The 24,166-nt window shown below is 69.0% G+C and carries 29 protein-coding genes and 1 riboswitch; of the genes, 9 read left to right on the plus strand and 20 right to left on the minus strand.

The window, feature by feature from the left end; genetic code table 11:
- The first annotated feature begins 14 nt into the window (after window positions 1-14).
- Entirely contained in the window at window positions 15-836 is an 822-nt protein-coding gene (locus tag OG205_RS14925; RefSeq protein WP_330276837.1) for a siderophore-interacting protein, read from the plus strand.
- Here OG205_RS14925 and OG205_RS14930 read toward each other — a convergent pair.
- The 5 genes from OG205_RS14930 to OG205_RS14950 are packed head-to-tail and all read right to left on the minus strand — an operon-like array spanning window position 822 to window position 5,469.
- Window positions 822-1,427 carry a hypothetical protein gene (locus OG205_RS14930; protein WP_330276838.1) on the minus strand — a complete coding sequence of 202 codons (606 nt, stop codon included), beginning with the start codon at window positions 1,425-1,427 and terminating at the stop codon, window positions 822-824. The two genes, OG205_RS14925 and OG205_RS14930, sit on opposite strands and share 15 nt — an antisense overlap.
- A complete protein-coding gene (locus OG205_RS14935) occupies window positions 1,424-2,977 on the minus strand; it encodes an amidohydrolase (RefSeq protein WP_330276839.1) in 1,554 nt (517 codons plus the stop codon). Before OG205_RS14935 ends, OG205_RS14930 begins: the two co-directional genes overlap by 4 nt.
- Window positions 2,974-3,363 carry an acyl-CoA thioesterase gene (locus tag OG205_RS14940; protein ID WP_330276840.1) on the minus strand — a complete coding sequence of 130 codons (390 nt, stop codon included), beginning with the start codon at window positions 3,361-3,363 and terminating at the stop codon, window positions 2,974-2,976. The genes OG205_RS14935 and OG205_RS14940 overlap by 4 nt, the downstream gene beginning before the upstream one ends.
- Complete coding sequence (locus OG205_RS14945; RefSeq protein ID WP_330276841.1) at window positions 3,360-4,736, minus strand: AMP-binding protein; 1,377 nt, start codon at window positions 4,734-4,736, stop codon at window positions 3,360-3,362. Before OG205_RS14945 ends, OG205_RS14940 begins: the two co-directional genes overlap by 4 nt.
- On the minus strand, window positions 4,729-5,469 hold the full coding sequence (locus OG205_RS14950) for an enoyl-CoA hydratase/isomerase family protein (RefSeq protein WP_330276842.1): 741 nt from the start codon (window positions 5,467-5,469) through the stop codon (window positions 4,729-4,731). Before OG205_RS14950 ends, OG205_RS14945 begins: the two co-directional genes overlap by 8 nt.
- Window positions 5,470-5,545: 76 nt before the next feature.
- Between OG205_RS14950 and OG205_RS14955 the strand changes: the two genes are divergently transcribed.
- The 3 genes from OG205_RS14955 to OG205_RS14965 all read left to right on the plus strand — a co-directional run bounded on the left by OG205_RS14955 (window position 5,546) and on the right by OG205_RS14965 (window position 9,560).
- The gene (locus OG205_RS14955) at window positions 5,546-6,106 is read left to right on the plus strand and encodes a TetR/AcrR family transcriptional regulator (RefSeq protein ID WP_330276843.1); all 561 of its coding nucleotides are present in this window, start codon (window positions 5,546-5,548) and stop codon (window positions 6,104-6,106) included.
- A riboswitch (cobalamin riboswitch) is annotated at window positions 6,105-6,323 on the plus strand. Its footprint overlaps the gene before it by 2 nt.
- 108 nt (window positions 6,324-6,431) lie before the next feature.
- Complete coding sequence (gene metE / locus OG205_RS14960; protein WP_330276844.1) at window positions 6,432-8,657, plus strand: 5-methyltetrahydropteroyltriglutamate--homocysteine S-methyltransferase; 2,226 nt, start codon at window positions 6,432-6,434, stop codon at window positions 8,655-8,657.
- Between the two features lie 153 nt (window positions 8,658-8,810).
- Window positions 8,811-9,560 carry an NPP1 family protein gene (locus tag OG205_RS14965; RefSeq protein ID WP_330276845.1) on the plus strand — a complete coding sequence of 250 codons (750 nt, stop codon included), beginning with the start codon at window positions 8,811-8,813 and terminating at the stop codon, window positions 9,558-9,560.
- Here OG205_RS14965 and OG205_RS14970 read toward each other — a convergent pair whose 3' ends face one another.
- The gene (locus tag OG205_RS14970) at window positions 9,561-10,232 is read right to left on the minus strand and encodes a TetR/AcrR family transcriptional regulator (RefSeq protein WP_330276846.1); all 672 of its coding nucleotides are present in this window, start codon (window positions 10,230-10,232) and stop codon (window positions 9,561-9,563) included.
- A gap of 93 nt (window positions 10,233-10,325) precedes the next feature.
- On the opposite strand from OG205_RS14970, the gene OG205_RS14975 reads away from it, so the two are divergent.
- Together OG205_RS14975 and OG205_RS14980 are read left to right on the plus strand one after the other, a co-directional pair.
- Window positions 10,326-11,051, plus strand: coding sequence for an SDR family oxidoreductase (locus OG205_RS14975; RefSeq protein WP_330276847.1), 726 nt, complete (start codon window positions 10,326-10,328; stop codon window positions 11,049-11,051).
- On the plus strand, window positions 11,051-11,923 hold the full coding sequence (locus tag OG205_RS14980) for an SDR family NAD(P)-dependent oxidoreductase (RefSeq protein ID WP_330276848.1): 873 nt from the start codon (window positions 11,051-11,053) through the stop codon (window positions 11,921-11,923). The genes OG205_RS14975 and OG205_RS14980 overlap by 1 nt, the downstream gene beginning before the upstream one ends.
- On the opposite strand, the gene OG205_RS14985 is transcribed toward OG205_RS14980, so the two are convergent.
- Genes OG205_RS14985 through OG205_RS15010 form a run of 6 tightly spaced genes read right to left on the minus strand, consistent with a single transcriptional unit; the run spans window position 11,920 to window position 16,352 of the window.
- On the minus strand, window positions 11,920-13,008 hold the full coding sequence (locus tag OG205_RS14985; RefSeq protein WP_442916586.1) for an IS630 family transposase: 1,089 nt from the start codon (window positions 13,006-13,008) through the stop codon (window positions 11,920-11,922). The two genes, OG205_RS14980 and OG205_RS14985, sit on opposite strands and share 4 nt — an antisense overlap.
- A gap of 42 nt (window positions 13,009-13,050) precedes the next feature.
- A complete protein-coding gene (locus OG205_RS14990) occupies window positions 13,051-13,770 on the minus strand; it encodes a polysaccharide deacetylase family protein (protein ID WP_330276849.1) in 720 nt (239 codons plus the stop codon).
- Complete coding sequence (locus OG205_RS14995) at window positions 13,767-14,267, minus strand: MOSC domain-containing protein (RefSeq protein WP_330276850.1); 501 nt, start codon at window positions 14,265-14,267, stop codon at window positions 13,767-13,769. Before OG205_RS14995 ends, OG205_RS14990 begins: the two co-directional genes overlap by 4 nt.
- Window positions 14,246-14,743, minus strand: a complete 498-nt coding sequence (gene msrA / locus OG205_RS15000) for a peptide-methionine (S)-S-oxide reductase MsrA (protein WP_330276851.1) — start codon at window positions 14,741-14,743, stop codon at window positions 14,246-14,248. Before msrA ends, OG205_RS14995 begins: the two co-directional genes overlap by 22 nt.
- Before the next feature lie 22 nt (window positions 14,744-14,765).
- Window positions 14,766-15,905 carry an AI-2E family transporter gene (locus OG205_RS15005; RefSeq protein WP_330276852.1) on the minus strand — a complete coding sequence of 380 codons (1,140 nt, stop codon included), beginning with the start codon at window positions 15,903-15,905 and terminating at the stop codon, window positions 14,766-14,768.
- Window positions 15,906-15,956: 51 nt separating this feature from the next.
- Complete coding sequence (locus OG205_RS15010; protein WP_330276853.1) at window positions 15,957-16,352, minus strand: nuclear transport factor 2 family protein; 396 nt, start codon at window positions 16,350-16,352, stop codon at window positions 15,957-15,959.
- A gap of 82 nt (window positions 16,353-16,434) precedes the next feature.
- On the opposite strand from OG205_RS15010, the gene OG205_RS15015 reads away from it, so the two are divergent.
- Entirely contained in the window at window positions 16,435-16,803 is a 369-nt protein-coding gene (locus OG205_RS15015; protein WP_330276854.1) for a winged helix-turn-helix transcriptional regulator, read from the plus strand.
- On the opposite strand, the gene OG205_RS15020 is transcribed toward OG205_RS15015, so the two are convergent.
- Window positions 16,800-17,708 carry an NAD-dependent epimerase/dehydratase family protein gene (locus OG205_RS15020; protein ID WP_330276855.1) on the minus strand — a complete coding sequence of 303 codons (909 nt, stop codon included), beginning with the start codon at window positions 17,706-17,708 and terminating at the stop codon, window positions 16,800-16,802. The genes OG205_RS15015 and OG205_RS15020 overlap by 4 nt on opposite strands.
- A gap of 59 nt (window positions 17,709-17,767) precedes the next feature.
- Between OG205_RS15020 and OG205_RS15025 the strand changes: the two genes are divergently transcribed.
- Entirely contained in the window at window positions 17,768-18,313 is a 546-nt protein-coding gene (locus OG205_RS15025) for a TetR/AcrR family transcriptional regulator (RefSeq protein ID WP_330276856.1), read from the plus strand.
- On the opposite strand, the gene OG205_RS15030 is transcribed toward OG205_RS15025, so the two are convergent.
- Both OG205_RS15030 and OG205_RS15035 read right to left on the minus strand, forming a co-directional pair.
- A complete protein-coding gene (locus OG205_RS15030) occupies window positions 18,279-19,451 on the minus strand; it encodes an FAD-dependent oxidoreductase (RefSeq protein WP_330276857.1) in 1,173 nt (390 codons plus the stop codon). The two genes, OG205_RS15025 and OG205_RS15030, sit on opposite strands and share 35 nt — an antisense overlap.
- A 15-nt stretch (window positions 19,452-19,466) precedes the next feature.
- A complete protein-coding gene (locus tag OG205_RS15035) occupies window positions 19,467-20,273 on the minus strand; it encodes a DUF4142 domain-containing protein (RefSeq protein WP_330276858.1) in 807 nt (268 codons plus the stop codon).
- Between the two features lie 53 nt (window positions 20,274-20,326).
- On the opposite strand from OG205_RS15035, the gene OG205_RS15040 reads away from it, so the two are divergent.
- Window positions 20,327-20,815: a MarR family winged helix-turn-helix transcriptional regulator gene (locus OG205_RS15040; RefSeq protein ID WP_330276859.1), complete on the plus strand. Its 489-nt coding sequence runs from the start codon at window positions 20,327-20,329 to the stop codon at window positions 20,813-20,815.
- Here OG205_RS15040 and OG205_RS15045 read toward each other — a convergent pair.
- From OG205_RS15045 to OG205_RS15065, 5 genes are all read right to left on the minus strand, one after another.
- Entirely contained in the window at window positions 20,762-21,319 is a 558-nt protein-coding gene (locus OG205_RS15045) for a TetR/AcrR family transcriptional regulator (protein WP_330276860.1), read from the minus strand. The two genes, OG205_RS15040 and OG205_RS15045, sit on opposite strands and share 54 nt — an antisense overlap.
- Window positions 21,320-21,328: 9 nt before the next feature.
- Window positions 21,329-21,757, minus strand: a complete 429-nt coding sequence (locus OG205_RS15050; protein WP_330276861.1) for an SRPBCC domain-containing protein — start codon at window positions 21,755-21,757, stop codon at window positions 21,329-21,331.
- A 109-nt stretch (window positions 21,758-21,866) separates the two neighbouring features.
- On the minus strand, window positions 21,867-22,934 hold the full coding sequence (locus OG205_RS15055; RefSeq protein ID WP_330276862.1) for a CU044_5270 family protein: 1,068 nt from the start codon (window positions 22,932-22,934) through the stop codon (window positions 21,867-21,869).
- Window positions 22,927-23,496 (minus strand): RNA polymerase sigma factor, encoded by a 570-nt coding sequence (locus OG205_RS15060; RefSeq protein ID WP_330276863.1) that lies wholly within the window; start codon window positions 23,494-23,496, stop codon window positions 22,927-22,929. Before OG205_RS15060 ends, OG205_RS15055 begins: the two co-directional genes overlap by 8 nt.
- Before the next feature lie 91 nt (window positions 23,497-23,587).
- Window positions 23,588-24,154, minus strand: coding sequence for a GNAT family N-acetyltransferase (locus OG205_RS15065; protein ID WP_330276864.1), 567 nt, complete (start codon window positions 24,152-24,154; stop codon window positions 23,588-23,590).
- Between the last annotated feature and the right edge of the window lie 12 nt (window positions 24,155-24,166).

Consider the following 24,166-nt stretch of genomic DNA (forward strand, 5'->3'; position numbering starts at 1 on the left):
TGTACGTTGCTGGCATGTCGCGCTACTCCGCCTTCGACAGGTTCACGCTCAAGGCCGCCACCAAGGCCGCCGAGCTGCTGATGGCCCCCGCGAACCGCCGCGAGGTCTTCGACCAGTTCGTCCTGACCGTCACGGCGGTGACCGAGCTCAGCGAACACATGCGCCGGATCACCTTCCACGCGCCGGAGCTCGCCTCGTTCGAGGTGACCGGCCCGGACGAGTACTTCGGCCTGCTGATGGCGACCGGCCGCGAGCTCGTCATGCCGGCCGACGACCGGATCAACGTCCGCTCGTCGCTGCGCGCGATGCCCGAGGACACGCGGCCGGACCTGCGCTGGTACACGGTCCGCGCGCACCGGCCCGACGTCGCCGAGATCGACGTCGACTTCGTGGTGCACGGCGACGCGGGCCCCGGCACGCGCTGGGCCCGCCGCGCGATCGCGGGCGACAAAGCCGGGTTCCGCGCGGGCGGTTCGGCCTACCTGCCGCCGACGGAAGGCACGGTGCTGCTGGCTGCCGACGAGACCGCGTTGCCCGCCCTCGCGGCGATCCTGGAGGTCGAGACGCGGCCGGTGCACGTGTTCGTCGAGGTACCGGACGAGTCGTACCGGATCGACCTCGAGGCGGAGTGGGTGTTCCGCGGTGACGCCGAACCCGGTTCCGCCGTGCTGAAGGCGATCCAGGGCAAGGTGCTGTCCGCTGTGGACTACGCGTGGGCGTGCGGGGAGTCGGCGCTCGCGACCGGGGTGCGGCGGCACCTGACCAAGGACCGCGGGGTGGACCGCAAGGCGATCATGTTCAGCGGGTACTGGAAGGCCGGCTCAGCCCGCATGTGAGACGCCGCTCAGCCGCAACGTCCGCGTCACCACCGGATCGGACGCCGCGATGCCGTACCGGTGCTCGTACACGGCGACCGTGATGCGGGCCAGGTCGTCGGCGGCGGCCGGGGTCTGGGCGACGTGGTCCGCGGCCATCAGCAGCATCGGGTAGCCGGCGCTGCCCTGCGGCGGCAGGTAGCCGTTGACGGGCAGCAGCACGGCGCCGAGGCGGCGGTAGAACGCGATGCGGCGGTGGCGGACGCGTTCCTCCGCCGGGTCGATGCCGTGCTGGGCCGGGTCCTCGACGTCGTAGATGATCCGGGTGTGGCCCGCGGCGGTCATGGCGACGCGCAGGTGAGTCCACAGGTGTTCGCCTAGGCCGCGGCCCTTCTCCCCCACGGTGAAGTAGCGCAGGTAGACCCAGCCGGTGTCGCCGAGGGTGCGCAGGACAGCGAGGCCGAGCGGCCTGTCGTCCGTCAGGACCAGGGCGGTGTCGGCGAGCAAGTTGTCGAACGGCGCGCGCAGGTGTGGCTCGAAGCCGTCGAAGTAGATCTGCTCGACGTGCGCGAGTTCCTCTGGCGTCAGCGAAGAAGCGGCGACGAGCCTCACCGGAACTGTCCTCCCACCATCGTGCGCAGCACCTGGATGTCCTTGATCCGGTCAGCGGTGACCGGGTTGTCCGAGAGCACGACGAGGTCCGCGAGCTTGCCCACGGACAGCGTGCCTTTGAGGTGTTCCTGTTTGCAGGCGTAGGCGGAGCCGTAGGTGTAGGCGCGCAACGCTTCCAGGCCCGTCACCGCCTCGGCCGGGCTGAACGGCGTTCCGGACGACGTCACCTGCTCGACCATGTCGTGCATGCCGAGCAACGGGGCGCCGTTCACCACCGGGCGGTCCGAGCTGCCGGGGACGATCATGCCCGCGTCGAGCAACGAGCGTTGGCGGTAGGCCCAGGCAGCACGATCAGGGCCGAGCGCTTTCAGCATGCCGTCGCCGATCTCGTTGACGAAACGGCCCTGGGGCACGGCGATCACGCCCAACGCGACCGCGCGCCCGACCTGGTCGGGGCGGGCCACGCCGAAGTGTTCGACGCGGTGGCGGACGTCTGGGCGCGGGTCGAGGCGGTGCGCTTCTTCGTAGGCGTCCAGGACCAGGTCGATGGCCGCGCCGCCGATCGCGTGCGTGGCGACCCGCCAACCGCCTCGGTGGGCGGCGATGATCCGCTCCCTCAACGCGTCCGAGGAGTCTTGCAGGTAGCCGTGGTTGCCCGGGGTGTCGGCGAAGTCGTGGCACATCGCGGCGGTGTGGCCGATCAGCGAGCCGTCGGAGAAGATCTTGGTCGGGCCGATGCGCAGCCAGTCGTCGCCGAAGCCGGTGCGGACGCCGAGATCGAGGCCCAGGCCCAGTTCGGTGACGGGGTGCAGGGCGTCGGCGGCGATCATGAGTTCGACGCGGACGTGCAGCTTTCCCTGGTCGCGGGCGCGGTGGTAGGCCTCCAGCTCGACCGGGGACTTGCCGATCCAGCCTCCGCCGATGCCCGCCTCGACACAGCTCGTGATGCCCTCGCTCAGGTACACGCGGCCGGCGCGGTCGATCGCGTCGACCAGGGTGTCCACCGGATAGGGCAGCACCAGCGGATTGACCAACTGCTGGGCCTGTTCCTGCAACAAGCCCGTCGGGCGGCCGTTCTCCGTGACGACGAGGCCGCCGGAGACCTCGACCGCGCTCTCCGAGATCCCCAGCGCTTCCAGCACGGGCGTGTTCACCACGCACATGTGGCCGGAGGTGTGCTTGATCCACACCTTGCGGCCGCGCGCGACGCGGTCCAGGCCGTCGCGGGTCGGGTGGCCGCCGCACTTGTTCTGGTCGTAGCCGTGGCCGACGACCCACTCGCCGTCCGGTGCGGCCTCGACGGCGGCGTAGAGCGCGTCGAGGCTCGTGACCCGGCAGTCCACTTCGGACAGAGTGAGGCCGAACCACGCCATGTGGTTGTGGGCGTCGTGGAAGCCCGGCGTGACAGTCGCACCCTGAAGGTCGACGACCTCGCGGGCCGGGACCTCCTCCAGTGCCACGATCCGGTCGCCCAGCACGGCGAGCGCGGACGCCGGGCCGTCCAGCGTCACGAACTCGGCGTTCGTCAGCAGCAGGTCCGCCCTGATCATGAGAGCCCTTCGAAAGCCATGCGGTACCAGTCGCTCCACGGCGCGGGACGGCCGTCCTGGCCGACCTTGACGATCACCCGGTAGCCGGAGGCGTAACGGCCGCAACGAAAGCCGTAGCGGGCGCTGGTGGTGCCGATGCGGTCGGCGGTGATCTCGACCGGGAGCACGCCGGGCGCGGTGAAGGCCGCGTTGAACTCGATGTGCAGTTCCTTGACCACGTAGTTCAGGTCGGGATCGCGGTCGGCGTAGGACGACCAGCCGAGACCCATCGACTCGAACAGCGCGGACTGGGCTCGTTCGACGTGCAGTGCGAACCGCGAGTTGTGCAAGGTGCCGTTCAGGTCCAGCTCATCGAAGAAGACCGGGCTCTCCCAGTGAAAGCTCACCGCAGCAGCTCCTTGGCGACGCGTTCGGACGGGGTGCGCGGTAGATCCTCGCGGAACTCCCAGAAACGCGGAACCTTGAACGACGCCAGTCTTTCCGCGCAGAACTCGGCGAGCTCCTGATCAGTGACTTTCCCGACGACGAACGCTTTCACCTCCTCACCGCGAATGTCGTCCGGAACACCGATCACGGCCGCGAGCCGCACAGAGGGGTGTGACATCAGCACTTCCTCGACCTCGTGCGCGGCCACGTTCTCGCCGCTGCGCCGGATCATGTCCTTGCTGCGGCCGAGGTGGTAGACGCGGCCGTCCTCGATCCGCGCCAGGTCGCCGGTCCGGAACCAGCCGTCCGCGAACGGCGAGGGCAGGCCCAGGTAGCCGTCCATCATGCCGGGACCGCGCAACCACAGTTCGCCGTCCACGATCTTGGCCTCGCGGTGCGGCGCGGGCAGGCCGAGACAGCCCGTGCCGACGAACCGGTCGTGGTCCTCGGCGGTGATGCGGAGGTCGGCGCCGGTCTCGGTCATGCCGAACGCCTCGAACCAGCCGACGCCCCACCGCTCTTCCAGTTCGGCGTGCAGGGCGGGCGGGATCGCCGAGGCCTGCACGACTCGCACGGAATGCTTTCGGTCCAACGGGTCGGGCGGCATGCGCAGCAGCAACGCCGGCATCGCGCCGAGGCAGTAGAAGTAGGTGACGCCGTGCTCGCGGACCTTCGCCCAGAACGTGGACGGGTGAAAGCCGTCCAGCACAACCAGACGCGCGCCGGAGAGCAGTGCCGCGACGACGTTCCACTGTGGATCGATGTAGTGAAACGGTTGCGCCGTCAGCATCACGTCGTCGGAGTTCAGGTGCGGGAAGTGCTCGACCAGGCTGCCGCCGAGCGTCAGCCAGTAGGAGTGTGACAGCACGCACGCCTTCGGCTTTCCCGTCGTGCCCGAGGTGAACTGCAGGCCGACCGGCGCGGACACCTCGGCCTGCACGAACCCGTCGACGGGCTCCAACTTCTCGACGTAGTGCACCACGTGATCGGCGAGCAGTGGCCGGAACTCCTCGGTGCTGACCACGGCGACCACCTCGGCGGTCCGCAGCACGTGATCGGCGTCGACCGAGCGGTACCTGACGTTGAGCGGCACGGCCGTGGCACCGAGCTTGATCAGCGCGAACCACACCAGCGGGAACTCCGGCACGTTCCGCAGCATGATCCCGACCCGGTCACCCGCGCGGATCCCCTTGCCCCGCAACGCCTGCGCGTACCCGTCGGACAGCGCGTCGATCTGGGCGAACGTGAACGAGCCACCCGGATCGAACGTCCACGCGGTCTTGTCCGGCCACCGCGTGACGGCCGTCCGCAGCGCGAAGACGAGGTCAGCCACGGCCGAACTCCTCCCGTGGCTCGTCCCCCTCGCCGGACAGGCTCGTGACGATCGCGTGGTCGACCTCGGTCGCCATCGCCTGCTCCAGCGTCGAGTCCAGGCCCAGGTCGATCGCCTTTTTCGCGAGCCCGGCGGCGACCGGTGGCTGGTCGGCGATGCGGCGCGCGAGCTTCATCGCGTGCTTCTCGTGGTTCAGGACGTAGGAGTTGATCAGCCCCAGCTGGTGCGCGCGGGGAGCGTGGATCCGTTCGCCGAGCAGGAGCATCTCCTTGGCGCGCGCCAGGCCGACGAGCTTCGGCAACAGGCTGGAGATCCCGCCCGTCACGCTGAGCCCCACGCCGACCTCGGGAAACCCGAACTCCGCGCTGGTCTGCGCCACCACCAGGTCGCACCCCAGCGCGAACTCCGCGCCCGCGCCCAGCGCGTAGCCGTGGACCGCGGCGATCACGATGCCGGGGAAGTCGCGGATCGCGCGGGTCACGTCCTGGATGCGCTCCAGCCGTGCCCGCGTCTGCTCCTCGGTCTCGACCGGGACCGGCTCCTTCAGGTCGTGGCCGGCGCAGAACGCCTTGCCGCGCCCGGCCAGCACGATCACCCGCGCCTGGTCCTCCCGTGCCCGCGCGAACGCGGCCAGCAGGTCCTCGACCAGCGCCGGGACGACGGCGTTGAGCCGTTCCGGACGGTTCAGGTGCACCTGCGCGATGCCCTCGGCACAGGAGTAGTCGACGGTCATCTCTCCCCTTCGATCGATCGATCGATCGGGCCTGACGCTAGAGTGACGGCGTCCAGGCGGTCAAGGGAGGCAGCAGATGACGACGGAGGAACGGGTCCGCGAGGCCGCCGTGCGGTTGTTCGCCGAACGCGGCTTCCACGGCACCGGCATCCGCGACCTCGCGCAGGCCGCGGGGCTCTCGTCGGCGACGCTCTACCACTACATGGGCACCAAGGAAGACCTGCTGGTCGAGATCATGCGCACGAGCCTCACCGAGTTGATCGGCAAGGCCGAGCAGATCACCGGGGACGAGACCGACCGTCTCGTCTCGCTGGTCAAGATGCACGTGCGGGCGCACGCCGAGAAGCCGCGCGAGACAGCGGTGGTGGACGGCGAGATGCGTGCGCTGACCGGCGAGCGCCGCGAGGAGATCGTGGCGTTGCGCGACCGCTACGAACGCTTCTGGCAGGACGCGATCGACGACGGCGTGAAGGCGCGCAAGCTCAAGGTGGCCGATCCGAGTGTCGCCCGGCTGGCGTTGCTGGAGATGTGCAGCGGCGTCTCCCGGTGGTACTCCCCTGCCGGGCCGGTCAACTTGAGTGATCTCACCATTCAATACGCCGCCATGGCGCTGGGCATGCTCGGCGCCGCCCGCTAGTGTCGGTCCTGCCAGCGGTTCACCTGGGCTCGTTCCGGGTGGAGCAAAAGGGAACCCGGTGCGAGTCCGGGACTGCCCCGCAGCGGTGAGTGGGAACGAAAGCCGTCAGAAGCACTGGGTCTGCCAGATCTGGGAAGCGACGGCCGGTAGGAGCGAACCCCAGGGTTCGAGAACGGCGCCCACGAGTCCGAAGACCTGCCGCCGGTCCGCGCGCCGACCCGGTGCGCGGTGCTCCGGAGCCTCTCGGGCGGGCTGACGGGCACGGCTCCGTGCCGCCCTGCTCGCGTGTCTCCGGTGCTTCCGCACGCTCGCGAGGAGAGAGCCTGTGACCATTGGCAGCACTGTTTTCGGCTACCCCCGGATCGGACCGAAGCGCGAGCTGAAGCGCGCGGTCGAGCAGTACTGGGCCGGGAAGATCGACGAAGCCGCACTGCGGGAGACCGCCAGGAACCTGCGGGCCCAGACCTGGGCCGAACTGTCCGAACTGGACTCCGTGCCGTCGAACACGTTCTCGTTCTACGACCAGGTGCTCGACACGTCGTTGCTGTTCGACGCGATCCCGCAGCGGTTCCGCGACCTCGGACTGTCCGAACTGGACACCTACTTCGCGGCGGCACGCGGCCGGGACGGCGCCGCGGCCCTGGAACTCACGAAGTGGTTCGACACGAACTACCACTACCTGGTGCCGGAACTGGGCCCGGACACCGAGTTCCGGCTGGCCGGCGACAAGCCGATCGCCGAGTACCGCGAGGCGCTCGAACTCGGCATCACGACCCGGCCGGTACTGCTCGGCCCGGTCACGTACCTGTTGCTGGCCAAGAGCACGGTCCCCGGTTTCGAACCGCTGACGCTGCTCGACCGCCTGCTGGAGGCGTACGTCGAACTGCTCGGCCGCCTGCGCGTCGAGGGCGTGGAGTGGGTGCAGATCGACGAACCGGCGTTCGCCGCCGACCGCACACCGGCCGAACTGAACGCGTTGCGCCGCACGTACCGGACGCTCAGCGGGCTGCCCGGCAGGCCGAAGCTGCTGGTCACCGGCTACTACGGTGACCTGGGCGAGGCGCTGCCGATCCTGGCCTCCTCGCAGGTCGAGGCGATCGGCATCGACCTCGTGAGCGCGCCGGACACGTCGGTCGCGATCCCCGCGTTGCGCGACAAGATCCTGGTGGCCGGCCTGGTCGACGGCCGCAACGTGTGGCGCACCGACCTGCACGCCGCGCTGGCGAAGGCCGCGACGCTGCTGGGTTTCGCGAGCGAGGTCGTCGTGTCGTCGTCCTCCACGCTGCTGCACGTGCCGTACGACCTGGAGGCCGAGGACCTGGAGCCGGACGTGCAGGCGCGGCTCGCGTTCGCGCGGCAGAAGGTGCGCGAGATCGTGGTGCTGGGCAAGGCTTTGCGCGACGGGGCCGACGGTGCGTGGGCGGACGAGGCGAAGCGCCAGGTGCCCAGCCCGCGCCGCGACGACCACGTCCGGGCGCGCATCGCGTCGTTGCGGCCGGAGCACAGCCTCCGCGCGCCGTACGAGGACCGTGCCGCCGCCCAGCAGGCACGGCTCGGGTTGCCGCCGCTCGCGACCACGACGATCGGCTCGTTCCCGCAGACAGGTGACATCCGCAAGGCGCGCGCGGCCGTGCGCAGCGGTGAGATCACCGAGGACGAGTACGGGCAGCGGATGCGGGACGAGATCGGTCGCGTGATCGATCTGCAGGAGGACATCGGCCTGGACGTGCTGGTGCACGGCGAACCCGAGCGCAACGACATGGTCCAGTACTTCGCCGAGCACCTGGAAGGCTTCGCCAGCACGCAGTTCGCGTGGGTGCAGTCGTACGGGTCGCGGTGCGTGCGGCCGCCGATCATCCACGGCGACGTCTCGCGCCCGAAGGCGATGACGGTGCCGTGGAGCACCTACGCGCAGTCGCTGACGTCCAAGCCGGTCAAGGGAATGCTGACCGGTCCGGTGACGATCCTCGCGTGGTCGTTCGTCCGCGACGACCAGCCGCTGGCCGACACGGTGAACCAGGTGGCGCTGGCGTTGCGCGACGAGATCCGCGACCTGGAGGCCGCCGGGATCCGGGTGGTGCAGGTCGACGAACCGGCGTTGCGCGAGCTGCTCCCGTTGCGCCGGAAGGACCAACCGGCCTACCTGGAGTGGTCGGTGGGCGCGTTCCGGCTCGCCACCGCGGGTGCGACGCCGGGCACCCAGATCCACACCCACCTGTGCTACTCGGAGTTCGGCGAGGTGATCGGCGCGATCTCCGACCTCGACGCCGACGTCACGACCATCGAGGCCGCGCGGTCCAAGATGGAGATCCTGGAGGGCCTGGAGTTCCCGCGGGGCATCGGCCCCGGCGTCTACGACATCCACTCACCGCTGGTGCCGAGCGAGGACGACATCGTCTCGCTGATCACCGAAGCGGTGCGCGCGGTGCCGGGTGAACGTTTGTGGATCAACCCCGACTGCGGGCTCAAAACGCGCGGTTACGCCGAGGTGGAGCCGGCGTTGCGAAACCTGGTCGCGGCGACCCGTCGCATGAGGTCAGAGCTGCACTGATGAGAGCGCGACCCCGGGACGTGATCGATTCCGTTCCGGGGTTGTTAATTTCCCGGTATGGCAAAGATTTGGCGAAGTACCTAGACGTGAACGTGGTTCATGTACCACCTTCGGCCTCGCAAGCCTCGCTCCCCTGCACCCCGGAGGCCTCTGTTGAGGAAAAAGCTCCTGACCGCGCTCGCCGGCGCACTGCTGATCACGGCACTGTTCCCCGGCATCGCGCTCGCTGACCCGCCCCGGGCCATCCCCGCCAACTACGAGGCGGCCGACGGCAAGTGGCAGCCGGCGTTCGACTACGACGGCGACGGCTGTTACCCCACCCCGGCGATCTCGCCGACCGGTGACATCGCGCCCGGCCTGAAGAACTCCGGCGCGCTGAACGGCAGTTGCCACGACAGGTCCGACCTGGACAACACCAACTCCTACAGCCGTTCCAAGTGCAACAACGGCTGGTGCGCCTACCTGTACGACCTGTACTTCGAGAAGGACCAGGCCGTGCCGCTGATCGACTGCTGCGGCCACCGCCACGACATCGAGCACGTGATCGTCTGGGTGCAGAACGACGTGGCCCAGTTCGTCTCGACCTCGGAGCACGGCAAGTACAAGACCCACCCGCGTGCCAACGTGCAGTGGGAAGGCACCCACCCGAAGATCATCTACCACAAGGACGGCGCCAGCACGCACTGCTTCCGGCTCGCGGGTTCGGGCGAGCAGGCGGAGAACCACTACGGGGTCTACCAGTACCCCGCTCTGGTCAGCTGGGACCGCTTCCCCGCCGGCGTGCGCGACAAGCTCGTGAACGCGAACTTCGGCAGCGCTTCCCTGGCGATCAAGGACAGCGCGTTCAACTACAACCTCGGTCAGGCCAAGCCCTCCGGGATCGCGTTCGACCCGAACGCCTAGTCATTTCGCAACACGGTTGAGCCACTCGGCCAGGAGGGCCCGTTCCGCTGGAGACAGCATCAGGGGCGGGTCCTCCTCCAGTGCCACCCTCAGCGCGATCGCCCGGCTCGGGATGTCCGTCGGCTCGTCCGGCGCGGCGTCCGTCGTGATCGCCCTGATCACCTGCTCCCGTGAGAACGTGATGATCTCCAGGTCGCGGTCCTCCTCCGGCGTCGCGATCAACGCCAGCACCACGCCCATGCCCGCCGCGTGCACGAACTGCGCCGCCTGCTCGACGGGGACCGTCAACCGGCCCGCCGACGCGATGCGGCTGATGATCTCGCGGAGCATCGCGTCCGCCTCCAGCCGCGCCGCCCGCTTGCGCGGCTCGCCGTACATCAGCAGGTAGAACGCGGGCCGCGCCAGGCCGAAGCCGATGTGCAGTTCCCAGCCCCGACGCAGGTCGTCGACGGGGTTGTCGCTGGCGCCCATCGCGTGCTTGGTCGCGAGGTAGTCGGAGAAGCCGAACGCCGCCACGGCGTCGAGCAGCCCGTCCTTGTCGCCGAACAGCCGGTACAGCGTCGGCGCCTGCACCCCGGCCGCCGAGGCGACCGCGCGCGTGGACACCGCTTCCTTGCCGCCCTCGATGAGCAGGTCGGCCGCGGCCTTCACCAGACGCTCTCTCGTGTCCATGTAACGACGATAACACATCAGTGGTAGCGCTGATTCGATATCAGTGCTACGTTGCTTTAGGTAACGACGGAAACACCAGCTAGGAGTGTTGCTATGACTCGCGTTGCGATCGTCACCGGCGGATCGAGGGGCATCGGGCGGGCAGCCGCCGAGCGTCTCGCCGCCGACGGAACCGCCGTCGTCATCGTGTACGCCGGTAACAAGGCCGCGGCCGACGAGGCCGTGGAGAAGATCAAGTCCGACGGGGGTCAGGCCGTCGCCGTGCAGGCCGACGTCGGCGACGAGGAAGCCGTCACCGCCGCGTTCGAACTGGCCGGGGAGACCTTCGGCGGCGTGGACGTCGTCGTGAACTCGGCGGGCATCATGCCGCTCGGCACCGTCGCGGACATGGACCTCGACACGTTCGACCGCATCATGCGCACCAACGCCCGCGGCACGTTCATCGTGTCCCAGCAGGCCGCACGCCGCCTGCGCGACGGCGGCGCGATCATCAACGTCTCGTCGTCCGTGGTGGGCCTGCGCTTCCCCCAGTACGGCGCCTACGCCATGTCGAAGGGCGGCGTCGAGGCGCTGACCCTGATCCTGGCCCGTGAGCTGCGCGGCCGCGACATCACCGTGAACACCGTCGCCCCCGGCCCCACCGCCACGGACCTGTTCCTCGACGGCAAGGACCAGGCGACCATCGACACCCTCGCGAAGCAGCCGCCGCTGGAGCGACTCGGCTCGACCGGCGACATCGCGGAGGTCATCTCCTTCCTGGCGGGCCCGGCCCGCTGGATCAACGGCCAGACCATTCGTGCGAACGGAGGCATCATCTGATGGGCAAGGTCATCGTCGTCACGGGAGCGTCCAGCGGTTTCGGCGCACTGGCGGTCCGCAGGCTGGCCCTCGCCGGACACACCGTCTACGCGGGCATGCGGGAGACCTCGGGCCGCAACTCGGCTGCTGTGACGGAGCTTCGGGCGTTCGGGGCCGAGAACAAGGCCGACGTGCACGCCGTCGAGCTCGACGTGCAGTCACAGGAGTCCGCGGACGCCGCGATCGCGTCGATCATCGCGGACCAGGGGCATCTGGACGTCGTCGTGCACAACGCCGGCCACATGGTCACCGGCCCGGCCGAGGCCTTCACGCCGGAGCAATACGCGGCCCTCTACGACGTCAACGTCCTGGGCACCCAGCGCGTGAACCGCGCCGCCCTGCCGCACCTGCGCGGTCAGCACTCCGGCCACGTCGTGTGGGTGGGCTCCAGCTCGACGCGCGGCGGCACTCCCCCGTACCTGGCCCCGTACTTCGCGGCCAAGGCGGCGATGGACGCGGTCGCCGTCTCCTACCGCGCCGAACTGCTGCGGTTCGGCATCGAGACCACGATCGTCGTGCCGGGCGCCTTCACCCACGGCACCAACCACTTCGCGCACAGCGGCACCCCCGCCGACACCTCGCGTGCCGCGGAGTACGAGGAGTTCTACCCCGGTCTGATGGACCAGGTGGGCGGCCGTCTCGCAGAACTGGAGCCGTCGTGGGCGGACGTCGGCGCCGTGGCCGAGGCGATCGTGGACGTGGTCGGGGCGTCGAAGCCGCCGTTCCGGGTGCACATCGACCCGTCCGCCGACGGTGCCGAGGTCGTGAACGCGGTGGCGGACCGGGTGCGCGGCGAGTTCCTGCGCCGGGTGGAACTGGCCGATCTCATCTAGTGTCCTGAGTCGTTAATTCTCTGACAGTAGGCGGCTAGGGACTCGAGGATCTGGTCTGCTGTGCGGGTCCAGACGTAGGGCTTGGGGTTGGTGTTCCACTGCTCGATCCAGCCGCGGATGTCTTTCTCCAGTGCGGTGACCGAGCGGTGGACGCCCCGGCGAAGAAGCTTGACGGTGATCTCGGCGAAGAAGCGTTCGACCAGGTTGAGCCAGCTTGAGCTGGTCGGGGTGAAGTGCAAGTGGAAGCGTGGGTGCTTGAGCAGCCACGTCTTCACCGCGGGTGTCTTGTGGGTACTGAGGTTGTCGAGGATGACGTGGACATCCAGGCCGGTGGGCACGTTCTTGTCGATAGTGCGCAGAAACGCCAGGAACTCCTGGTGCCGGTGACGGCGTTTCACCGCGCTGATCACCTGTCCGGTGGCGATCTCCAGCGCTGCGAACAGGCTCGTGGTGCCGTGCCGGATGTAGTCGAAACTCTGTCGCTCGGGCACGCCGGGCAGCATCGGCAACACCGGCGCCGAGCGGTCCAGTGCCTGAATTCCGGTCTTCTCGTCCACGCACAACACCACGGCTTTCGCGGGCGGGTCGAGATAGAGGCCGACGACATCGCGGACCTTGTCCACGAACAACGGATCCTTGCTGATCTTGAAGGTGTCGACCTTGTGCGGCTTGAGGCCGAACGCCCGCCAGATCCGCGAGACCGCCGACTGCGACATCCCGACCTGCGTGGCCAGTGACCGGGTCGACCAGTGCGTCGCGCCGACCGGCTTGGTCTCCAGTGTCGTGACCACGATCTGCTCGACCTGATCGTCGGTGATCGTGCGCGGCCGGCCTGGGCGAGGCTCGTCCGACAACCCGTCCAGCCGGTCGCGCAGGAACCGTGCCCGCCAGGTCGCCACCGTCTGACGGCCCAGGCTCAACTGTTGCGCCACAACGGTGTTCGACTCACCAGTCTCGGCACATGCCAGCACGATCCGGGCTCGCAACGCCAACGCCTGCGCAGTTGTCCGCCGACGCGTCCAGCTCTCCAGGACTCGACGTTCGTCATCGGACAGGGTCAGCGGCACCAGTTTCGGGTTCGGCACCGACACAATCTAGTGCTGATGCCGAATTAACGACTCAGGACACTAGCGGCTGTTGAGGAGCGCGGACACGGTGAGGAACCGGTAACCGCGCTCCTTCAGCCCGGTGATGACGGGCCTGAGCGCCTGCCGGGTCTGCTCGCGGCTCGCGTACATGGGGTGGAGCAGGATGATCGAGCCCGGCTTGGTCTCCTTGAGCGTCTGCTCGGCGATCTGGTGCGCGGTGGGCGTGCCTGCGGAGTCCGGTTCCACGTCCCACATGACCGTCGTGCGGTCGTGTTCCTTCAGGTAGTGCGGCAGGGCGAAGAGCTTCTTGCCGTTGGGCGGGCGGAAGTGGATCTCGCCGCTGTACCCGGTCCTGCGGATCTGCGCGTCGGTGTCCTCGATCTCCTTCGCCACCGTGCTCGGCAGGACGCCGATCATTCGTTGGTGGTGGAAGGTGTGGTTGCCGATCTCGTGCTTCGCGTCCGCGATCTGCCTGCCGAGCTCCGGGTGCTTCTCCAGGTCGCGTCCCATCAGGAAGAACGTCGCCGGCACGTCCTCCGCCTTCAGCAGGTCCAGGACCTGCTGGGCGCCGGCCGGATCGGGGCCGTCGTCGAAGGTCAGGGCCACGAGCTTCTCGTTGGTCTCGACGCGGTCGACCAGGTCACCGAAGAACTGGAACGTCCGGGCGCTGGCGACGTTCCACAGCGCCGCGGCGACGACGAGCACCAAGGTGAGGCCGACCGCCGTGATGATCGTCGGCTTGCGGCGCAACCACTTCATGGGCTCACTATGACCACGGTGGATTTCCCGGTCCGCAGCACCCCGTCGTCCAACGGCACGCACCGGATCCCGCCCTTCCCCCGCAGCGCCCTGAACGCGCCCGGAGCGATGACCTGGTCCATCCAGGCGCAGGGGTTCGCCGGCCGATGCACCTCGAACCGCACCGGCCCGTCCCCGCTGTCCAGGCTGAACACCGCACCACGCGGCAACGAGTCCACGTCGAACCCGCGCACGACGACGTTCCGGCGCGCCACCAGCGGGTCCACCGGCCACGGGTCGAGCGACTCGGCCGCGATGAACGTGACGGAGGCGTTGCGGTGCGCTGGGTGGTTGAAGTACCTGTCACCAACGATGCCCAGCCGGGCCCGGACCTCCACGCGAGAGCGCGAAACAGGCCCGGGATCGGGACGAGGGCCGTCCAGCGGACGGCCCTCGAAAGCGTGCACGGGTGAGACGTGCAGCGCGACGATCTCGATCAACGCTCGCCGAGCTGCCACTCCGGCCGCACGTAGTGGCACGTGTAGCCGTTCGGGTAGCGCTCCAGGTAGTCCTGGTGCTCGGGCTCGGCCAGCCAGAAGTCCGACTCCTGGGTGACCTCGGTGACGACCTTGCCCGGCCACTTGCCGGAGGCGTCGACCGCGGCGATCGTCTCCTCCGCGACCTGCTTCTGGCTGTCGTCGGTGTAGAAGATCGCCGAGCGGTAGCCGGCGCCGATGTCGTTGCCCTGGCGGTTGCGAGTCGACGGGTCGTGGATCTGGAAGAAGAACTCCAGGATCTGCCGGTAGCTCAGCAGCGAGGGGTCGAACGTGATCTCGATGGCCTCGGCGTGGTTGCCGTGGCGGCGGTAGGTGGCGTTCGGCGTGCTGGGGTCACCGGTGTAGCCGACGCGCGTGGAGACGACGCCGGGGTGGCGGCGGAACAGGTCCTGCATGCCCCAGAAACAGCCGCCCGCGAGAACAGCCTTCTCCGTCACAGTGTCACTCCTCTTCTCGGGTTCACTCAGGAGAACGTTCGGTCTTGCCTGGTTCATCCCCGTCAGGTTGTGACGTAACCATTACGGAGCGAGCCTCGATCACTTCGCTCAGGTAGCGCATCACGACGGCCACCGCGGCGGCGACCGGGACGGAGAAGAACGCGCCCGCGATGCCGTACAGCGACGTACCCGCCGTGACGACCAGCAGCACGACCGCCGCGTGCAGGCGCAGGCTGCGCGACTGCAGGATGGGCTGCAGCACGTTGCCCTCGACCTGCTGCACCACGATGACGATGATCAGCATGATGATGGCCGTGGTCAGGCCGTTGCTCACCAAAGCGACCAGCACGGCCAGCGCTCCGGCGATGAACGCGCCGATGATCGGGATGAAGCCGCCGAGGAACGTCAGCGCGGCCAGCGGGATCGCCAGCGGCACGCCGAGGATGAGCAGGCCCGCCCCGATGAAGATGGCGTCGATCAGCGACACGATCGCCTGGCTGCGGATGAAGCTGCCGAGCGTCACCCAGACCCGCTCCAGCACCGTCGTCACGTGGCCGCCGGCGCGCTCGCCGATCACGCCGCGCACCCACGGCGTGAACCGCATGCCGTCCTTGACGAAGAAGAACGCCAGCAGCAGCGCCACCAGCCCGGTCACGACGCCGGACGTCACCGCGCCCGCCCCGGTCAGCAGCCCGCCCGCGATCGACCCGATGCTGGACTTGATCTGCTCGACGCCCTGCGAGATGAGCCGGTCGAGGTCCGTGTCGCGCAGGTTGAACGGCGGCCCGCTCGCCCAGTCCTGCAGCTGCGTGACGGCCTTCTGCGCACTCTGCGCGATCTCCGGCACACCGGACGCGATCGACGACGAGATGGCCGCGATGACCCCGCCCAGCACACCGAGCCCGACGATCAGCACGATCGTCGCCGCCAGCGCCGAGTTCAGCCCCTTCGACATCATCCAGCGCGCCGGCGGCCACAGCACCGTCGTGATCAGCAGCCCGAGCAGCACAGGCATGACGACCACCCAGAGCGTCCCGATCAGCCAGAACACCATCCAGAAGCCGAGCGCGGCCAGTGCCGTCCGCAGACTCCACCGCGCGAGCCAGCTCACGCCGTGCCCGATGGCCTCACCCTTGTCCGTCCACCTGCGATCCCGTTCCACGCCCACAGTCTGTCGTGATCTAGCCCGAACGGGTGGCGGGACGCGCCGAAATCACCCCTGGCCCCAGAACGCGTCCTCCTCCGCCGGGTCGGCCGTGAACAGCCACACCTCGACGACCTTGCCGCCGGCCACGCGCATCAGGTCGACGCCGACGCCGTCCATCTCCGCACCGGATCGCTTGGCCGTCCAGCGCACGGTCGCGGCCACCGTGTCGCCGTTCACCATCAGCGGGGCGTTGCGCTTCAACGAGAACGTGCCCTCGGACACGGACATCATGCCGCCGATCATGGCTCCGACGGCCTCGCCACCGCGGTGCGTGCCCGAGAAGCGGTTGTCACCGGGCTGGTGCCACACGACGTCGTCGGCGAACTGGGCGGCGACGGTGGCGAAGTCACCGGACTCGAGGGCCTCGAAGTAGGTGGTTGCGACGGCGAGCGGGGTGGTCATGGGTCTTCCTTTCGTTGCGGTTGACCTATGCTCACCAAAGGTAACCAATTACCTCAACGTAACTAATGGACGGATGTGCGCCATGTCACAGACCATGCCGGACTGGAACGTCCTCCTGGCCACCTGTCCGTCGCGCTCGAGCCTGGCACGCATCGCGAACAAGTGGACGGCGATGGCGGTGTCGGCGCTGGGCAACGGACGCATGCGGTTCGGCGACCTGAGGACGCGGCTCGACGGCATCAGCGGCAAGGTGCTCACCGAGACCCTGCGAGACCTCGAACGCGATGGGCTCGTCACGCGGCACGTGCACGCCGAGGTGCCACCACGCGTCGAGTACGAACTGACGGAGCTCGGGTTCACACTGCACGCGCCGTTGCTCGCTTTGTGTCGGTGGGCCGAGGAGCACATCGCCGAAGTGCTCACCAACCGCGAGGCCTATGACGCTCGTTAGCGCAGTGACGCCGCGCACTCCACGACGGTGTCACGCGCCGGGCGAGGTGCCCAGCCGAGCATCGACGACGCCTTGGCGTGCGAATAGGAATAGCTGCGGCCGAGCATCGGCACGAGAGGCCGCATGTCCTTGGCCACCAAGGCGGCCGCGCGCACCACGAAGTTGGGCAGTTCACGGGACGGCGCGTCCAGCGAACGCGCCACGTCGGCCATCCACATGAACTCACTGACCGCGATGAACCTCTCCCCCGCCGCGTCCGGCGCGGTCATGGCCCTGAGGTGCAGGTCGGCCACGTCGCGGACGTCGACGATGTTGAGGCCGACGCGCGGCACGCCCGGCATGCCGCCCATGATGCGTTCGATCACCCGCACCGAACCCCAGTTGTCGCGCGACTGGACCGGGCCGAAGACCGCACCGGGCAGGACCGTCACGAGCGAGGTGTCCTTGTCGCGCATGAACTCCCACGCCGCCTGCTCGGCCAGCAGCTTGGAGCGCCGGTACTCGTCGATCCCCACGCCCGACGGGTCCGTCCACACGGTCTCGTCGAACGACCCGGTCGAGCCTTCCGGTGGCGTCGCCGCCGCGCAGGACGACGTCATCACGACCCGCTCCACGCCCGCTTCCACCGCGAACCGCAGCACCCGCAACGTTCCGTCGCGCGCGGGGCCGACCAGGTCGGCGCTGCCGGACATGGGTGACGCGACGTGCAGCACGTACCGCACGTCCTTCATCGCCTCGGCCCAACCGGCGTCCGACGTCAGGTCGGCCTGCACGACCTCGTAGCGGCCGTGCACCGCCGGGCGGCGACCACGGGTGGTCGTCCGCACGTCGTAGCCGCGTTCCAGCAACGCGGCGATGGTCCAGCCGGCCACGAACCCCGTGCCACCGGTCACCAGGACAGTCACGACTTACCTCCTGTTTCATTAGCCAATCGGCTAATGAAACGGACTGTACCATCGCCCGCATGACTCGTGCAGCGCAAGCCGAACGCACCCGTGCGACGATCCTCGTCACCGCACGCAAGCTGTTCGCCGCCCACGGGTACGACGCGACGTCGTTGCAGACGATCGCGGACGAGATGGACGTGACGAAGGCGAACGTCTACTACTACTTCCGCACGAAGTCGGCGATCCTGGAAGCGTTGCTGGACAACAGCATCGCGTTCTTCGAGACGATGCTGGACGAGACCGCGAAGATCAGGGGCAAACGGGCGCGCGCCGAGCACGTGGTCGCGGGGTTCGTGGATCAGGTCGTCGCGAACAGGGCGTTGTCGCCGCTCGGCCAGACCGACCCGAGCGTGCGGCGCAACGAGAGGATCAACGCCGAGCTGGCGCGGCTGGCCGAGAAGGCCATGCAGCTGCTGTTCGGTGACGAGCCGACCGACGACCAGAGGGCCGCGTGGTTCCTCACGAGCGACGTCGGCCCGGTGATCGCGGCGTTCCCCCACCTGACCGACGACGAGCTGCGCGAGGTGCTCAGGCGGCTGTGCCTGCGGGTGCTGCGGGTGTGAGCACCCCGTCGACGTCCGGCATGACCGAGCCGCGGATCAGGTTCCGCACGACGGGCAGACCAGACAGCCGGAAAGCCATGTCCCGCAACGTGATCCGCCACGCCGACGCGGGCGCCATCCAGCCGATGAACCGCCGCCCGAACGCCTGGGTGTGCTCCACCGCGGGCTTCATCCGCGCCTGATAGCGGCCGAAAGCGCCATCGAAGCCGGAAGACAACTCCTCCGCCAGCACGCAGGCGCCGGTCATCGCGAGCGACGCCCCGTGGCCGGCGAACAGGGAGACGGCCCCGCACGCGTCACCGACGAGCACGACCTTGCCGCGATGCCACACCGGCATGTCCACTTGGGACGCTTCGTCGTAGTAGACGTCCTCCGGCACAACGGAAAGCAGCGAGGGCGTGACCCAGCCGAGGTCACCGAACCGCGACCGCAACTCCTCCACCGGATCAGCGGGCAACTCCGGTGACGAGGAGCGGTAGAGCATCAGCGCGGCCATCGAACCGTCCCGCACGGCGTAGCAGCCGATCATCCGGTGCGGCACGGTCAGCATCTGGTAGCGGTAGCCGATCCGGGCGCTCAGCTCGGGATCCCGGAACGAGAACGCCGCCGTGTGATGCCCCAGGTAGCGCACGAACGAAGGCCCGAACACCAGTTCCCGGACCCGTGAGTGCACGCCGTCCGCACCCACGACCAGGTCGAACTCACCGGAAGAACCGTCCGAGAACGTCACTCGCCCGTCGCCGACGGCGGAAACCGTGGTGCCGTACCGAATCGAAGCCCGCACGTCGTCACGGATCACCGAGGCCAGATCACCGCGCAACAGGCTGATCACTCCGTCCGCGACCGCCTCGTAAGCAGCCGTGGAGATCTCACTGCGCCGGCGACCGGTCGCGTCCACGCTGGTCACCGACGAGATCGGCGCCCGCCGCCGCTCCAACGCCGACAGCAGCCCCATCCGCCGCGCCACCTCGTGACCCGGCCCGAAGAAATCGATCATGTAGCCGCCCACGCGGAACGACGGCGCCTTCTCCACCACCAGGACTTCCCACCCCGCGCGCTCCAGCCACCACGCGGAGGTGAGCCCGGCGATCCCCGCTCCGACGATCAACGCGCGCTGTTGGGCATTCGACTTGGGCATATGCCCAATCTAGCACTACGGGTGTGGCCTCCGACTGCTCCGCCCGCTCGTCCAGAACCAGAGACCGGCCACGACCAGCGCCAGCACACCCAGCCCGAGCGCGCCGTCGGGGATGTCGTCGTCCTGTTGTTGCTGCAGGGAGTTCTGCGTGACCGGCCGCGGCGCCAGAGAAGGCGCGGGAGGCGCGATCGAGGACGGCTGCGCGACCAGTGCCAGCGGGATCGCCTCGGTGTCGTTGAAGTCGACCATCCCGGTGGCCTCGAGCACCGTCATGTGATCGAGCACGGTGTCCATGCAGACCTTGGCGTAGTCACGGATCGCCGTGTTGCGCGTGCCGGTGCGCACGGTGGCCAGGAACTTGTAGACCACGCCGTGAGCCGCCCGCAGCCGGTTCGCGAACACGCGGTCGAACTCAGGAGTGCGCGCGGGCGCGGCCGTCATCTCGTCGAGCCAGCCCTGCTGCGACTCGTTGGGCCGCGTGGGCAGCTGCACACCGAACGCGCGGGCGAGCTCGACCGTGCGCCGGTCCAGGTCGGCGTGCCCCTCGATCAGGTGCCGGCCGGCCTCCTGCACCTTCGGGTTGGACGACTTGTCGAGCCCCATCCGCCCGGCGGGTCCTTCCCACAACCCCGCGAGCGCGACCTTCTGCAGCAGGTCGCGCCCGGCCGGACCCATCGGCCCGAATTGGGTCTGCACGTAGTCAGGTCCCAGATCCTGCTGCGCGAACGCGGGCTGCGCTCCCACCAACAACGCCAGCAAAGCGACGAGGAGTATCCGCATGCCGAGAGGTACGGACAGACCACGACCCACCGACCGTTGCACAGTGCAAAGTTTATCGTTTCGTTACCGAACGCGAGCCCTGTAGAACTAGGCGGGTGAGCGATGCCGATGACCTGACCGACGCGGTCCTCACCGCGTCCCGCCTGCTGGTAGCCGTGTCGGCGCGGTCGCTCGCGGCCGTCGAGGAGACGCTCACGCTGCCGCAGCTCAGGATGGTCGTCCTGCTCGACAGCCGCGGGCCGATGAGCCTCACCGCGCTCGCCGACCTCCTGGAGGTCAACCCGTCCACGGCCAAGCGCATGATCGACCGCCTGATCACGTCCGGCATGGTCGACCGCGCACCGAACCCCGCGACGAGACGCGAGGTCGTGGTCGTGGCGAGCGAGGAGGGCAGCCGGGTCGTGACCGAGATGATGGCCCGCCGTCGTGCCGAGATCAGCAGAATCGTCGCGCGCATGCCAGAGCACCTGCGGCACGGCCTGGTCGAGGCGCTGACCGCGTTCGCCGAGGCCGGTGGCGAGCCCCGCTGGTCAGCCCGCGACGAGGCGCCGGAACGGGCCCGCGACCACGCGGAAGTCGACTGACGAGTCCAGCGCGCGGTGCAGCACCAACCCGTCGATGGCCGCACCCAGCAACAACGCCACCGCGTCGGCGTCCCGCACGCCCGACTCCCGCAACCACTCGGCGACCCGCGTCCGGAACTCCGCGACCAGCGCCGACAGCCCTGCCCGCAGTCCGGGCAGCCGGTGCGCGGCCAGGAACGCCTCGGCCAGCAGCAACGACTCGGGATCCGTGCCGGTGAAGCGCGTCAGGTCCGCGAAGATCCGTTCGACGCCCTCGGCCGGCGACACCGATCGCAGCGCCACCGCAGACTCGGCCAGAGCCTTCTCCGCGAACTGCAGCGCGGCCGTCGACAGCAGTTCCTGCACCGACGAGAAGTGGTAGTGCACGAGCGCGGCGTTGACGCCCGCCCGTTCCGCGACCAGCCGCGTGGTCACCGCACCCCAGCCGACCTCGCCGACCAGCCCAGCGGCGGCGTCGATCAGTTGTTCACGGGTGCGGCGGCCTCGGTCGGCTGATTTGGGCACGCGCTCAACTTAGCTTTCGGCCTTCTTCGCGAACGCGTCGAGCACCTCGGGCCAGCCGCCCGTGTTGTCGCGGAGCGCCTTCGCGCGCAGCTCCTCCGAGCCCGCGAGCTGCGAGAACCCGCTCTCCACGACCTTCAGCCTGGTCGCCGCGCCCTCGGGCGTGAGGGTGAACTCGACCAGGGTCGTGTTGTCCGCGCCCAGTTCCTTCCCCTGGAAGGCGCTGGCCCAGCGGTAGGACACGTAGCTCTGCGGCGTCACGGTCTCGACCCGCACGGGGAAGTCGCCGTACTGCTCGTTCTTGCAGAGGGTCGTCTCGCCCTCGACCGCGGTGCCGGACGGCTGCGAGGCCACCCAGAACCCCGGTTCGGTCACCAGCTGCCAGACCCGCGCCAGCGGTGCCTCGATCACGGTCTCGCGTTCGATCCGGTCCACGCTCACGACAACTCCCAACTCCGCCAATAAGTGCAACCCCAGAGTTGCACATCCCCCCGAGGATGCGCAACCCCAGGGTTGCATGTCTCTCCCGCGCCCCGAACGGCGGGAGAAGCTACTTGGCGCCCAGCGAGTCCACGATCTTGGTGGTCACCGCGGAGGAACTGCGGACGGTGCCCTTCTCCAGGCCGCCCTTCTCCTCCGGCTGGTCCTCGGCGACGGTCGCCCGGCGACCGATGTAGTCACCGTTCTCCGGGTCGATGATGATCTCGGTGAAGTCGTCGAAGTACTTCATGCCGAGCGCGACGCCCTCCTTGCCGTCGAGGTTCGCCTTCTTGTCCGTCACGACCAGGCCGGGCAGCAGGGCGAGCGCGCGGAAGACGGTCGCGCGCACCTCGGCCGGGTACTGGCCAGAGTTCAGCGCCTCACCAGCCGACATGAGCGCGCCCGAGTCACCGGCGTGACCGTCGTCCTTGAGCCTGGCCAGCATCTCCGCCGGGTCTTTCGGCAGTGCCGCGATGAACTCCGGCGTGGGGTTGGAGAACGTGCCGTTGGTGCACCGGTCCGGCTGGTCCGCGGCGTAGTAGGAGTACTTGCCGCACTTCCCGGTGAACTCGGAGCCGTCCTTGAACGGCCCCGGATCCGGCTTGCCCTCGCCCTCGTGGTCCTCCAGCCACTCGACCGAGCTGATCGAGAACCTGATCTTCCACTCGTCCCGGCGATCGGCGGGGATCCACTGCTCGCTACCCGACTCGGTGGTCCAGGCCTTCGTGGAGCCGTACTCGACGGTGATGCCCTCGTAGCGGCTGCGCACGTACCGGAACTGGCCAGGCGCGAGCGGGCGTTCGGCGACGCGGGAGGCGAGGTCCGCGGCCTTGATCAGCTCCTCGGCGGCGGTCGCGGAGTTGCTGCCGACGCCGGTGAGGTCGACGGTCGACGCGGCCAGGCCACCACCGGTCAGCACGACCACGGCGGCCGCGGCGGCGAGCCAGCGAACGCGGCGGCGCGGCGGGTGCTCCGCGCCGACCGCGATCGGCTCGGCCACTTCAGCGCGTGACTTCAGGGCGGCGGCCAAAGCGTTCTTGCCTGCCGCCACGTCGAACTGGACGGGCTCGTCGCCGGCACGCGACAGAGCGGCGTCGAGCAGTCGGTCGAGGGTCTCGGGCTTGGTGGGCTCAGACATGGCTGTCCTCGGTGAAGTCGTGGTCGGTCGCGGCGAGACGGGTGCGCAGCCGTGCGCGGCCACGGTGCAGACGGGTGCGCACGGTGGCTACCGGGACGTCGAGTGCCAAGGCGATCTCGGTGGGTGTGAACTCCGCCCACGCGTGCAGCAGCAGCACCTCGCGTTCCTCGACGCGCAGTTCGGCGAGCCAGGCGGTGAGCGGGCCGGCGAGCACGTCGGCGTCCGCCGCGGCGCTCACCCTGTCGCCGATGTCCGCCTCGTCGGTGCGGGCCGCGTACTCCTTGCTCCACGCCCGCAGCTTGCGTTCCTCGGCACGGACGTGGCCGCGCAGCAGGTTCGTCGCCACGCCGTAGAGCCAGGCACGGATCGCGTCGGCCTCGTAGGTCTGCCCGGCGCGCTGGTCCCACAGCACCAGGAACGCCTCGGACACCACGTCCTGCGCGGTGTCGGCGCCGACCCGCCTGGCCACGTAGCGGTGCAACCGCTCGGCCGTCGACTCGTACAGCTCCAGCAGCGCGGCCTCGTCCAGCACGGCCGGCGCCACTTCTGGTGTCAGCGCCACGGGCGCCACCTGGGTTCGCACAGACCTACCTGGTCGCAGGCCCCAGGAGCGTTCCCGACGTGTGCTCACCGCCACATCGTGGAGGAGCCGATCAGATCTCGCTCGGGTAAGGGTGCCGGGCCGCGAACTCGGCGGCCGTCATCCCGAACAGCACCACGTCGTGGTGGCGGCCGGCGAAGAACTCGTGGTCGCGCAGCCTGCCCTCCTCGGTGAAGCCGAGCTTGCGGTGCAACGAGATCGAGGCGTCGTTGAACGCCCAGACACTCGCCTCGCACTTGTGGAACCGCCGCTCGCCGAACATGAAGTTCAGCAGCAGCCGCACGGCTTCCGTCGCGTAGCCGCGTCCTTTGTGCTCGGTGCCGATCGAGATCCCGTACGTGAACCGGCCCGCGCGGTAGTCGACCGCGTCGGTCGCCATCATCCCGACGAGCGCGGTCTCGGCCAGCGACTCGATCCCGAGCATCATCGTGTCGTTCTCGGGTTTCTCGAGCGCGGTCTTCTGCGTCCACTCCCTCTGCCGGGCTCCGGATCGCGGCGGGTGGACGCGGTCCGCCCTGCGCATGTCTCCGGTGTTCTCGTCGAACCGCTGGAAGCTCTCCCAGTCCTCCGGTTCGACGCCGCGCAGCCGAACGAGTTCTCCTACCCAGACAGAGGTCATCACATGATCGAA

The sequence above is a fragment of the Lentzea sp. NBC_00516 genome (assembly GCF_036346835.1).
Classification (GTDB): domain Bacteria; phylum Actinomycetota; class Actinomycetes; order Mycobacteriales; family Pseudonocardiaceae; genus Lentzea; species Lentzea sokolovensis.